This window comes from Bacillus sp. FSL K6-0042, assembly GCF_038006685.1.
GTDB lineage: Bacteria > Bacillota > Bacilli > Bacillales > Bacillaceae_G > Bacillus_A > Bacillus_A pseudomycoides.
The window spans coordinates 617,395-630,004 of record NZ_JBBOVS010000001.1; the positions used below are offsets into that span (position 1 = coordinate 617,395).

Genomic DNA, 12,610 nt, shown 5'->3' on the forward strand with positions numbered 1-12,610 from the left:
AAACAAAGGGAGGAATTAATATGAATTTATTACAAGCGGAAAATGGATATTTTGGAGAATTTGGGGGTAGTTTTGTGCCAGAACAACTCCAAGAGGCTTTACTTCACTTGGAGAATGCATTTAATCAATACAAAGATGACCTAGAGTTTATAAAAGAATATGAATACTATCTCAAAGAATATGTAGGGCGGCCAAATCCACTGTATTATGCGGAGCGTTTGAGTGAAGAAATTGGTGGTGCAAAAATCTATTTAAAAAGAGAAGATCTTAATCATACAGGAGCCCATAAAATTAACAATGTATTAGGACAAATTTTACTCGCAAAGAGAATGGGAGTAAAACGCATCGTTGCAGAAACTGGAGCGGGACAACATGGAGTTGCTACAGCTACTGCATGTGCTATGTTCGGAATAGATTGTACGATTTATATGGGAGGGATGGATACAGAACGTCAACAATTAAATGTATTTCGTATGGAACTATTAGGAGCGAAGGTAATTGCTGTTCAAGAAGGGGGACGTACTCTTAAAGAAGCAGTAGATGCGGCACTTGAAGATTACGCTCAAAACTATGAAAGTACATTTTATTTATTAGGTTCTGCACTGGGACCACATCCGTACCCGACGATTGTTCGTCATTTTCAAGCTGTAATTGGAAGAGAAGCAAGAGCACAACATATTGAAAAGGAACAACGTCTACCTGACTATTTGGTTGCTTGTGTAGGCGGAGGGAGTAATGCAATTGGATTATTTGCGCCATTTTATAATGATAAAGAAGTAAAAATGGTAGGTGTTGAACCAGGTGGCAAAGGGATTGAAACTGGTATGCATGCAGCACCTCTTACAGCAGGAGAGCCTGGTATCATCCACGGATTTAAGTGTTATATGATGAAAGGCGAAAATGGAGAAATTGCAGAGGCACACTCCATTGCAGCAGGACTGGACTACCAAGGTGTTGGACCAGAGCATAGTTATTATAAAGAAACTGGACGCGCAGAATATGTAGCAATTAATGATAATGAAGCATTAGAAGCTTTTCATAAGTTATCTCGTGTTGAAGGGATTATTCCTGCATTGGAAAGTTCTCATGCAGTGGCGTATGCTATAAAATTAGCAGCAACCTTACGAAACGACCAAAGTATTATTGTTAATTTATCTGGGCGTGGTGACAAAGATGTACAACAAGTATTCGAAATGAATAATTGAAAATAAATGTATGTCAAAGAATTTAAAAAGCGATTTTCCGTTCAGTTTTGGGCAGAAAATCGCTTTTCTATATGTTTTTTTTCACGTGAATGTAGCATAATTACATTAATCCCGCATTAACGGGCAGTTGGTTCAACTAATAATTAAAGGCCCCCTCTGATTAAAGTTTCACTTTATTGTACGGCTTCAAAATAGGTCGCTAAGTATTATTTTATTTAATATTCTTAATTTGATAAGGGAAAACATTGATGGAGGTGTTAATATTGCTTATTATCATCGCTATATCAGCATGCCTTTTAATGGGTATTAGTTTATTGCATGTTTATTGGGCTTTGGGAGGGGGATGGGGAATAGCTGCAGCGATTCCAACTGAGTCTGGAAATAAAGTCTTTACACCCAGTACAGGAATGACGTTATTAGTTGCACTCTTATTAAGCATTGCGCCTTTATTTTTATTATGGGAGATAGAAATAATTCCTTCATTTATCCCTCAAATGATCATTCGAAGTGGTTCTTGGATTTGTATGTTGGTGTTTGGATTAAGAGTGGTTGGAGAATTTAATTATTTTGGCATCTTTAAAAAGAAAAAAGATACGTATTTTGCTAAAATGGACAGTATGTTGTTTATTCCACTATGTGCTTTTTTATCTTTTTCATTCTTTTTAGCTATTATTTTATATATGTTACACTAAACATTACAGCATTTTATGAATAGAGGGAAATAAATGATAGAAACAATAGAAAAAATAAAAAAAGTCGTCAATGAAATGCAAGAAGATGAAGCGAAAGAGTTACTTCAAGGTATTTTAGTGCAATTAGATTTGTTAAAAAATAATTACAACGAAGATTCATTTACATATTTAACGAGCATTCCGAACGAATTGATAGATTATAAATTGCATAAGAAAAATATATCCGAGAGCACGCACATTCATATTACTTTTGGGGAATCTAGTGCAGGCTGTTTAAAGTACATGTTAAAGAAAAAGAAATTGCAGCAAGAGTATGTTATTTCATTTTCAGAGTTTTTTTCGATTGGTCCAATCAATCAGCTGGAGACAATCGCTGGACAACATTTGAGACAGCAATGGTCATCTAAAAACTTAAATTCAGAAGATTTATATTTTGAAGAAGAGTATTTACCACAGTTTATTCAATCATTAGAAGAACTACAATCTATTCCAAATGATATGCCAATTACGATTTGGAGCGCGAATAACGCCCATGAACATGTTGGACTCTGTTTTGCATTTGTTTACTTAAAAGATAAGAAAAATATTCGAATCATTAATACATCAGAAGCTCATAGAGGGTTGTTTCAAAAAGAGAATGAAATTTATGAGATTCACGGGACGGGTGCATTAACACCCGAGCAGCTAGCAACAATTTACGAGACGTATGAGAAGGGTACAGTACTTACTGAAAAATCACGAAAACAATTAGAACAAGAATGGAAGCTGCTTTCTGAAACGAAAAATTCATTACGAATTTGGGAAGATCATAAAGTTTCATCTGTGCAAGAAACTTACTTCGATTCTTTTATCATTGAATGTGCAAAGAACCTGGAGAAAGAAAGAGCAGAAGAACAATTTTATAAATCAGCGAGGCTTATTGGGGAGGTTCTTAGTCAGATAGAACAGTCAGTAGGGGATGCTTTTCTCGAATATCGCTTACGTACATTAATTGAGCAAGGTGTATTCGAAATGAAAGGGACTTTGAAAGCGATGCGCTATTATAGTGTCCGTTTAAAAAAGTGACAAATTTCGAATATAGAGTAGGTAACTTACACTAGTTAGTTAATAGCAAAAAGTGCTTATGTGACATAACATAAGCACTTTTTTGTATATAGAAGTTTTTTATATTATATACCGTATTCATGTTTAAATTTGAAAATCTCATCAACAGCTTGCTGATACCCGCCTGATTTTTGAAAGGACTCTTTAATATCAGCAACAGCTTTATGGAAAGATGGATCTCTTAACACACGATCTACAGTTTCACTTAGTTGACTTGCAGTCAATCCTTGCATTTGTAATGTAATGCCGCTTTCGAGATTCGCAACTTGTTGAGCAATCACCGGCTGATCCGCGCTTTGCGGAATTACAATTAGTGGAATTCCGTAATAGAGACCTTCATTGGTACTGTTCATTCCGCCATGTGTGATAAATAATTTAGTGTATTTAAGTACCTCAGTTTGTGGAACATAATTTTTCACAATGAAGTTTTTAGGAATCTCTCCTAAATCAGATATTTGAGTTTTTTCTCCAATAGACATAACAACAGTGTGATCAGTATTCTCAAATGCCTTAAAACAAAGCTTATAGAAATCAATTGCCTGATTAAAAACCGTACCTAGTGAAATGTAAATGGGGCTTTTTCCTTTGATTGTAGTAAAGTCAAAGTTTTCTTTTGTTGATTGTGTAGAGATGGATGGCCCTACAAATTTGTATGTTTGGTCAAATACTTCTCCAAAAGGTTGAAACTCCCTAGTTGTATAAACAATTGTAAGTAGTGCAGGATTACAAAAAACTTCATAAGGAGAAGTGATTTCAACACCATATTTTTCTTTAATTGTTGTTGTTAGGATTTGAAAATCATTATTTATCCTTTTTGCAATTTCTGTTGGAATATTTTGCGAAATTTGTTCAAACATTCTTTCAAATGATCTTTCAGTCTGCGCAAAAGATGTGCACGAATTAATTGCAGGGAGCTTTAGAATTTGGGAAAGTAAACGTCCACAACCAAACATAGAATCGTGAATGATGTAATCAAAATGTTCTCCCTGAATCTGTTCAAGAACGCTAGGTATAATGATATCCGCCGTATGTAAAAGACCATTGATTCTTTCGGATAAATAATTTCTTCCACCTGAGATAAAGGCTCTTAAAAATTTTTGATCGTCAAATGTTCGTACATTGGCTCCCGTCTTTTCAATACGCTCTCGAAAAGCTTCTATCGAAAAGTATACTACCTCTTCTCCACGCGAAATAAGCTCTTGTACAACTCCAATTGTTGGATTGATATGTCCTTCTGATCCACCATTAATAAATAAAACACGTGCCATTATAACAACTCCTTAAGTCAGATGTTCTCTAGATTGTATATAAGAGTAAGGGGCACTGCCCCATACTCTTGCTTAACTTAAATAATGAAATTAAATATATCATAGTACAATACTTGAAAAACTTAAACTTTTAATCACCTTTGTAATCTAGAATTTATATTTTAAAATAGGATTTTCTTTTTAATGTATATTGGCTTTCCTCCAGTTTTTTGTATCATAGACATAAGTTTTGCTTTATGTAGGTAAATACCCACTCTATATGACACCAATATGTTAATATGTATAATTCTTGCTTTGAAATAAAGCCTGATCAAAATTATCTTGTAAATACGTATTTTACAGTAAATTAAAAGGATTTTAGATATAGTTTAGTCAAAATAAATCCTTTTTTTAAATAACCTTTGCGTTTTATAAAAAGTTTAATTAAAACTTATTTCGACTTCTTGATTTAAGAGAAAAAACTTTTCAACTTTTTTACTTCAAGATGAGAAGATTGTTTGATTGAACACTTAAAAATCTCCGCGTTATTTTGGGCTATATAAATAAGCTACATATAAAAGCGATACAACATATGATTGGATAAAGTAATAAATTATAAGAGGTGAGTTTTTTATGTATAATCAACCAACGTATTTTCCATATGTAGATTATAATCAAACAGCATACTATAACCCACAAATTTCTGGTTATGAAACATCTGATGAAATGAGGGATGTGGAACTTGAGGAATATCGACCCGATGATGCAGAAGATGCACCCACATCACCACCACCATCACAAGCTCCTTCTGTACCATCAACATTCGCTGCTCCTGCGCAAAGCGGTAATATAAAATCATGGATGTGTAATTGTTTAGGAAGATGGGGCTACTTACGTTTACATCGCCCAGGTCCATTTGGGAGGGATTTATGGTTTTTTCCAACGGAAGTCAGACGAAATGGCGTGTCAGGCTACACATGGCAAGCTGGGCGGCGCCGAAAAGTGAGTTATCGATACCAACAAATTAGTAATTTCATGTGTTTTGCTTAGTGATAAAACAAGCGATAAGAGGAAGATCTCTTCTTATTGCTTGTTTTTTTATTAAATTGTTTTCCAATATACAAAGTAAGATTATAACGAAATATTTACAATCTTCCCTCTCTTTATAAGTTATAATTCATATGTTGAAGTGCTTTTCACAAATAGATGAGAGTGAGGGAATGCAATGTCTTTTAAAAATAAAGTTGGCTTCAAAATAGAAGATGGTATTCAGTTAGCCTCTGCAGGTTTTAAAGAAGATGCTTATGAAATTTATAAGGAATCACGTAAATTACAACCTATTTTGTTCGTAAATAAAAGTGAACTGGGTACAGAATGGCTTATTACAAGATATGAAGATGCTTTGCCACTTTTAAAAGATTCTCGTTTGAAGAAAAATCTAGAGAATGTATTTTCTCAAGAAGACTTGAAACCATTCTTTTCTCTTGAAAACGGTGATCATTTAACAAAACATATGTTGAATTCAGATCCTCCTGATCATAGTCGTTTAAGGGCACTAGTTCAAAAGGCTTTTACTCCTAAAATGATTTTACAATTAGATAAACGTATTCAGAATATCGCTGATACATTGTTAGATCGTGTAGAACATACAAATTCCCTCAACCTTGTAAATGATTATGCGTTCCCATTACCGATTAATGTAATTAGTGAAATGCTTGGCGTTCCAAAAGATGATCAAGAAAAATTTAGAATATGGTCTCATGCGGTAATTGCTTCCCCTGAAACACCAGAGGAAATAAAGGAAAATAAAGAAAAATTATCCGAGTTTATTACATATCTTCAATATTTAGTGGATGTAAAAAGGAAAGAGCCGAAAGAAGACTTAGTTAGTGGATTAATTCAGGCGGAAAGCGAAGGAAGTAAATTAAGTGCACCAGAGCTTTATTCAATGATTATGTTGCTTATTGTAGCTGGACATGAAACAACTGTGAATCTCATTACGAATACAGTTCTAGCATTGTTAGAGCATCCAGATCAACTGCAATTATTAAAAGAAAAGCCAGAGCTTATTGATTCAGCGATTGAAGAAGGATTACGCTTTTATTCACCTGTTGAAGTTACGACAGCGCGCTGGGCAGCTGAACCTTTTATGATTCATGATCAAGAAATTAAAAAAGGAGATATGGTTATCATTTCATTAGCCTCAGCAAATCGTGATGGGAATGTCTTTGTGAATCCAGATGTTTTTGATATTACGAGAAAAAATAACCATCACATTGCATTTGGACAGGGAAGTCATTTTTGTTTAGGAGCACCGCTTGCTCGTTTAGAGGCCAAAATTGCAATTTCTACATTGCTAAACCGTATGCCAAACATCCAAATAAAAAGGGAGCGAGAAAAAGTGAAATGGCAAGGTAATTATTTAATGCGTTCTTTAGAGGAATTACCATTGTCTTTCTAGAATAGGTATTTGAGACATGCATACATTTTAAATTGTTCACATAGAGTATGTATGTGCAATTTTAAATCGAAACGAAAGGGTGAAGACATCCCAATGATCTACTAATTCTATTTTTCAAGAAATCTTCGTTATAAAACGAAATATTCTTCTGAATAGGATTAGTGTGTACATTTTTATATGTAAAAGGGATGTATTTTCGCGCTGCGAATAGACTGTCTTTTATAATATGATTGTGCTGCCTCCTGTTCAGAATGTAGAATAGGGGGATTTTTTATGTCAATGAACGCAGAAATAAAGCAAACGAGTAGTGTATCTACAGTATTAAAAAATCGATTTGTGCAAGCAATTCTTGCTTCAGCATTATTTCTCCAGATAGGAATTTGGGTCCGAAATTTTGCGGTACTGCTGTATGTAATGGAAATGACGAATGGTGATGCGTTTGCCATTTCAATGATTTCAGTTGCGGAATTCGCGCCAATTTTTATCTTTTCCTTCATAGGAGGAACATTTGCGGATAGGTGGAAACCAAAAAGGACGATGATTTGGTGTGAAGCCTTAAGTTCGTTATCAGTATTTGCAGTATTGTTTACACTTATGTTTGGTACTTGGAAGGTAGTATTTTTCGTTACACTTATCTCTGCAATTCTTTCACAATTTTCACAGCCATCAGGTATGAAATTGTTTAAGCAACATCTTTCCACGGAAGAAGTACAATTGGCCATGTCTTTGTATCAAACAATTTTTGCGATTTTTATGGTATTAGGCCCTATACTTGGAACGTTTATATTTCAAGCCTTCGGAATTTACACTTCCATTATTGTAACAGGTATTGCTTTCTTGCTTGCGGCTTTAGTCTTGCTATTTCTACCAAAAGATATTGAAGAACAAGAAGAAAAGAAAAAAGTTAGCTTATTACAAGAAATGGTAGATGGAATTAAATATGTAAGGGCAAAGAAAACACTAACATTACTCGGAATTTGTTTTATGGCAGCAGGATTAGGAATTGGTCTGATTCAACCACTAGGAATTTTTATCGTAACGGAACAATTAGGTTTATCAAAAGAAAGCTTACAATGGCTACTCACTGTAAATGGGGCTGGAATGATTATTGGAGGCGCTTTAGCAATGGTATTTGCCAAAAATGTTGCTCCGCAAAAGATGTTAATTTTAGGCATGTTTGCACAGGCTGTTGGTATTGGTATCATCGGATTTTCTACAAATTTATGGATTACACTCATTGCTCAGTTTTTCAGTGGGCTAGCTCTTCCTTGTATCCAAATTGGAATTAACACGCTTATTATTCAAAATTCGGATACAGATTTTATTGGGCGTGTAAATGGGATTTTGAGCCCATTATTTACAGGTTCCATGGTATTAACGATGAGTATTGCCGGCTCATTAAAAGAAGTATTTTCCCTTAGTACGATGTATGAAGGAACAGCACTACTATTTATTATTGGTTTACTATTTATTTTACCAATATATAATTTAAAACCAGTAGTAGGAACTTCAAATGAAGGTGGTGCTGTCCAACATGAATCCTAATCCAAATGTGCAATATCCGATTGAAGGAAATAAGAGTGTTCATTTCATTAAAAATACAATAACAAAGCCAAATATTATTGTTGGGGATTATTCTTATTATGATTCGAAAAATGGGGAGACATTTGAAGAGCAAGTTCTATACCAATATGAAATTTTGGGAGATCGATTGATTATAGGGGAATTTTGTTGCGTAGCACCTGGTGTTACATTTATTATGAATGGAGCAAACCACAGAATGGATGGATTCTCAGTCTACCCATTTAATATTTTCGGTCATGGCTGGGAAAGATTCACACCAGAACTTTCTGATTTACCATTTAAAGGAGATACGGTTATTGGAAATGACGTATGGATTGGTATGGATGCGACGATTATGCCTGGAGTGAAGATAGGAGACGGAGCAATTATTGCTGCTAAATCTGTTGTCACCAAAGACATTCTGCCGTATACAATTGTCGGTGGCAATCCTGCCGTTGAAATTAAAAAGAGATTTTCAGACGAAATCATATATGGACTATTAGAAATAAAGTGGTGGAACTTGGATATAAAAATTATTTCTGAAAATATTAATACGATTGTAAGTGGGGATATGGAAGCGTTGAAAAAATTATCAGGCGCTTAAGTGTGAAAAATATACAAAAAAGAGGGCTCCATGATTAAAGATGAGTCCTTCTTTTTTCATTCATTTTATCAATTTTATAAACAAAACCACCATCACACCATAAGTCATAACAAAATGTATCATACCTCTCAAATTTGTTAATGATAAAAGAATAAGGAGGTGTGATACTTATGGCACAAGATGTTTTATGTGAAGTAAACAACTGTAAATATTGGGATAACGGAAACAAATGTAACGCAGATGCAATTTATGTAGTGAGCCATAAAGGTAACAAAGCATCTACAACGGAAGAAACGGATTGCAAAACCTTCATTCCTGAAGCCTAAATGATAAAGGGTAACCGCAGCTGGTTGCCCTTTTATTAATTATAGTATTGATAATAAATTTCATTTTCATTCACTGTGTTTTATTTTTTGTCATTTTTTATATTTTTTTCATGAGAGAGGTAATCCAAGCTAGCTCATGTTCAATACGTGATTTACCATACTGTATGACCTCAGAAATAAAAAGTGATGTCTCAGCTAAAGATTGAATGGAGGCTAATTGTTTGTATAGCACATTTTGACGAGTCGTTAAAACTTCTTTTCGAGCTTCGTAATCCAGTTTCTCAAACAGTGCAACACGCACAAGAAATTCAGTATCATTAGCAGCTAGTTTCTCTGGAAACTCTCGCATCATTTCATAAAAGATTTCTTCACCTGTAGGAGTTAATGCATAAATGTTACGGTTTGGTTTACCTATTTGTTGATGGATCTTTTTTGTAATTGCTCCCATATCTTCAAAACGACGAAGAGCTGGATAGAGCATGTTATGATTCAATTCAAAATTTTCTCCAAGACGATTTTGAATATTTTTCTTTATTTCATAACCATACTTCGGTCCAGAAGTTAATTCTGCGAGTAGTAAAATATCAACATACATATGTATCCCCCTAATTTTTTTCTCAAGTTTTTATCCGTAAATATCTCCTTTATATATGTTAAAATAACATATGTTAGTCTATACATCTTTGAACTGCCTACCTATTACTTTTTATTTTAAAAGAAAAGGGAGGAAAGAACTATGAATTCGCCTGAAAATGTAATTTTGGTTCATGAAATTTCAAAGCTCAAAACAAAAGAAGAGCTGTGGAACCCTTATGAGTGGTACAAGCATATGAGGGAAAATCATCCGGTCTATTATGATGCGGAGCAGGATGTATGGAATGTTTTTTTATATGATGATGTGAACCGTGTTTTATCTGATTATCGCCTATTTTCAAGCAAAAGAGATCGTCGTCAATTTTCCGTCCCGCCTTTAGAAACAAGAGTAAATTTAAACTCTTCTGATCCTCCAGAGCATCGCAATGTTCGCTCAATTGTTTCAAAGGCATTTACTCCAAGAAGTCTTCAGCAGTGGAAGCCACAGATACAAGCAATTGCAAATGAACTTGTGAAAGATATGAATAATTATGATGAAATTGATATTGTAGAGCAGTTTGCTGCAATTCTACCTGTAACCGTTATTTCTGATTTATTAGGTGTTCCAACAACAGATAGAAAAAAAATTAAGATGTGGTCAGATATTTTATTTATGCCATATAGTAAAGAGAAATTTAGCGATTTAGATAAGCAGAAAGAAGTTGCGTTACATGAATTTAAATCTTATCTTCTCCCGATTGTTCAAGAGAAACGATACCATTTGAAAGAAGATATTATTTCAGACCTGATCAGAGCAGAGTATGAGGGAGAAAGATTGACTGATGAGGAAATTGTTACATTTTCATTAGGACTTTTAGCCGCAGGGAATGAAACCACTACAAACCTTATTATTAATAGCTTTTATTGCTTTTTAGTAGATACACCTAAGGTATACAAAGAATTAAGTGAAAGTCCAGAGCTGATTTCTAAAGCGATAGAAGAGGTACTACGTTATCGTTTCCCTGTTACATTAGCCCGTACTATAACGGAAGATACAACAATATTTGGACCGAAAATGAAAAAAGGACAAATGATTGTTACGTGGATAAGTGCTGCCAACTTAGATGAAAATAAATTTCCACAAGCAGATTGCTTTGATTTACATCGACCTGGAAATGAAAAACATTTAACATTTGGCAAAGGGCCTCACTTTTGTTTAGGTGCACCACTTGCTCGTTTAGAAGCTGAAGTTGCATTAACTACGTTTATTAGGAATTTTAAAAAGCTAGAGCTTTCACCATCCTTTCATTTAAAGAACTGTATATTAGAGAATGAACAAACGTTAAAGCGGTTTCCTATCCTTTTAAAGAAATGAAGCATATTAAAAAAATGAAAGCTCCTATTCTAAGTAGGAGTTTTCATTTTTTTAATAAGTTTTTTTTAACGAACTAAAAAATATTTCTTGACCTGAAACGCTTTTCATAAATTATAACTAAGTTATGTTTGACAAAGTGAATATGGAAACGATACCTCATTTGTGTATTTATCTCGCTATTTGTGAACAGGAAGACATCCGCCTTAAATCTCAGTGGAAGGAAATGGAGGAATCAAATACCTGTAAAATCTCGATTAGTGAAGACAAATAATTAGTGGGCTCCACTGATTATTTGTCTTCACTTTATACGAGCATGTTTATTTATAGAAAGTGGTGACGGACCAATGAAACTAATTGCAATTGATTTAGATGGAACTCTTCTTTCAGGAAATAAAATGATTAGTAAAGAAAATGCAGAAGCTATTCGGAAATGTCAGGAGCAGGGGCATGTGGTGGCGATTTGTACAGGACGTTCTATCGTAGATATTGAACGTCTACTACTGGAATCTGATTTACAATGTCCTATTATCGCGGAAAACGGCGCTCTTATTTATACGGATCAAAAAATGATGAAGCGATACCCAATTCAAAATACACAAGCATTTGAAATTGTTGAGTATCTTGAACAAAATCGCATGTATTATCAACTGTATACAGATCGAGGTGTATACGTTCCGGCGTATGGTGAAGAAAGTGTAAATCATGAAATAGAATGGATAAAAAGATCAAATAAAGAGATTGATCAGCAAGAGCTTGAAGTCATCGCAGCATTGTATCTTGAACATACAGCGTTTCATATAATAGAAAGTTGTAAATCGATATTAGAAGAAGAGATTCATGTGCATAAACTTTTACCATTTTCCTATAATATAGAGAAATTACAAAAGTTAAAAAAACATTTTCAACATAATACAGAGCTAGCAATTACTGCTTCGTATTGGCATAATTTAGAGATTAATCATTGTGATGCCCAAAAGGGGAATGGTTTGTATACTTTAGCGAAACATCTTAACATTTCGGTGGAAAATACTGTTGCAATAGGTGATGGGCTAAATGACATTTCTATGATGGAAAAGGCACATATATCTATCGCAATGGGAAATGCAGTGGACGAAATTAAACGGATTTGTCACTATGAAACATTATCGAATGAAGAACATGGAGTTGCACATGCTCTTTATCAATATGTCATGGTAAAAAAATAAAAAAGAATCCATCAAGGATTCTTTTTTATTTTTTTATTAGGGGTAAGGTATTCTATGAGATTTATAGAAGCCTTATTGCACTTTATTATATAGAATATATTGGAAGAATTGTATATGATTTTCAAATATTTTGTGAATATTTTGTGAATATTTAGATCATTACATATTTATATAAGATTATATATCATTTTAAATAATTTTTAATTGAAAAATAAAATTTTTTTGAATAATTATGCTCTTGCTATATACCTATGA

At 33.8% G+C, this 12,610-nt stretch carries 12 protein-coding genes; 10 read left to right on the top strand and 2 right to left on the bottom strand.

Annotated features, from left to right (window positions below; genetic code table 11):
• The first annotated feature begins 20 nt into the window (after nucleotides 1–20).
• The 3 genes from trpB (at nucleotide 21) to MHH45_RS03330 (ending at nucleotide 2,962) form a co-directional block, all read left to right on the top strand.
• Nucleotides 21–1,205 carry a tryptophan synthase subunit beta gene (trpB, locus tag MHH45_RS03320; RefSeq protein ID WP_088093690.1) on the top strand — a complete coding sequence of 395 codons (1,185 nt, stop codon included), beginning with the start codon at nucleotides 21–23 and terminating at the stop codon, nucleotides 1,203–1,205.
• A 263-nt stretch (nucleotides 1,206–1,468) separates the two neighbouring features.
• Complete coding sequence (locus MHH45_RS03325) at nucleotides 1,469–1,897, top strand: DUF3995 domain-containing protein (RefSeq protein WP_088093691.1); 429 nt, start codon at nucleotides 1,469–1,471, stop codon at nucleotides 1,895–1,897.
• Between the two features lie 33 nt (nucleotides 1,898–1,930).
• Nucleotides 1,931–2,962 carry a DUF1835 domain-containing protein gene (locus tag MHH45_RS03330; RefSeq protein WP_088093692.1) on the top strand — a complete coding sequence of 344 codons (1,032 nt, stop codon included), beginning with the start codon at nucleotides 1,931–1,933 and terminating at the stop codon, nucleotides 2,960–2,962.
• Nucleotides 2,963–3,066: 104 nt separating this feature from the next.
• Here the strand turns inward: MHH45_RS03330 and MHH45_RS03335 are convergent, their stop codons facing one another.
• Nucleotides 3,067–4,269, bottom strand: a complete 1,203-nt coding sequence (locus MHH45_RS03335; protein ID WP_088093693.1) for a macrolide family glycosyltransferase — start codon at nucleotides 4,267–4,269, stop codon at nucleotides 3,067–3,069.
• A 612-nt stretch (nucleotides 4,270–4,881) separates the two neighbouring features.
• Between MHH45_RS03335 and MHH45_RS03340 the strand changes: the two genes are divergently transcribed.
• The 5 genes from MHH45_RS03340 to MHH45_RS03360 all read left to right on the top strand — a co-directional run bounded on the left by MHH45_RS03340 (nucleotide 4,882) and on the right by MHH45_RS03360 (nucleotide 9,202).
• Nucleotides 4,882–5,298, top strand: a complete 417-nt coding sequence (locus tag MHH45_RS03340) for a hypothetical protein (RefSeq protein ID WP_016131440.1) — start codon at nucleotides 4,882–4,884, stop codon at nucleotides 5,296–5,298.
• A 175-nt stretch (nucleotides 5,299–5,473) separates the two neighbouring features.
• Entirely contained in the window at nucleotides 5,474–6,709 is a 1,236-nt protein-coding gene (locus MHH45_RS03345) for a cytochrome P450 family protein (protein WP_088093694.1), read from the top strand.
• 273 nt (nucleotides 6,710–6,982) lie between these two features.
• Nucleotides 6,983–8,254: an MFS transporter gene (locus MHH45_RS03350; protein WP_016115022.1), complete on the top strand. Its 1,272-nt coding sequence runs from the start codon at nucleotides 6,983–6,985 to the stop codon at nucleotides 8,252–8,254.
• Entirely contained in the window at nucleotides 8,244–8,876 is a 633-nt protein-coding gene (locus tag MHH45_RS03355) for a Vat family streptogramin A O-acetyltransferase (protein ID WP_016115021.1), read from the top strand. The genes MHH45_RS03350 and MHH45_RS03355 overlap by 11 nt, the downstream gene beginning before the upstream one ends.
• Nucleotides 8,877–9,046: 170 nt before the next feature.
• Nucleotides 9,047–9,202 (top strand): DUF1540 domain-containing protein, encoded by a 156-nt coding sequence (locus MHH45_RS03360; RefSeq protein ID WP_016115020.1) that lies wholly within the window; start codon nucleotides 9,047–9,049, stop codon nucleotides 9,200–9,202.
• Nucleotides 9,203–9,299: 97 nt separating this feature from the next.
• On the opposite strand, the gene MHH45_RS03365 is transcribed toward MHH45_RS03360, so the two are convergent.
• Nucleotides 9,300–9,797: a PadR family transcriptional regulator gene (locus MHH45_RS03365; RefSeq protein ID WP_016115019.1), complete on the bottom strand. Its 498-nt coding sequence runs from the start codon at nucleotides 9,795–9,797 to the stop codon at nucleotides 9,300–9,302.
• Nucleotides 9,798–9,938: 141 nt separating this feature from the next.
• Between MHH45_RS03365 and MHH45_RS03370 the strand changes: the two genes are divergently transcribed.
• Complete coding sequence (locus tag MHH45_RS03370; RefSeq protein ID WP_016115018.1) at nucleotides 9,939–11,150, top strand: cytochrome P450; 1,212 nt, start codon at nucleotides 9,939–9,941, stop codon at nucleotides 11,148–11,150.
• A gap of 344 nt (nucleotides 11,151–11,494) precedes the next feature.
• Nucleotides 11,495–12,355, top strand: coding sequence for an HAD family hydrolase (locus MHH45_RS03375; protein ID WP_016115017.1), 861 nt, complete (start codon nucleotides 11,495–11,497; stop codon nucleotides 12,353–12,355).
• The last annotated feature ends 255 nt before the right edge of the window (nucleotides 12,356–12,610 follow it).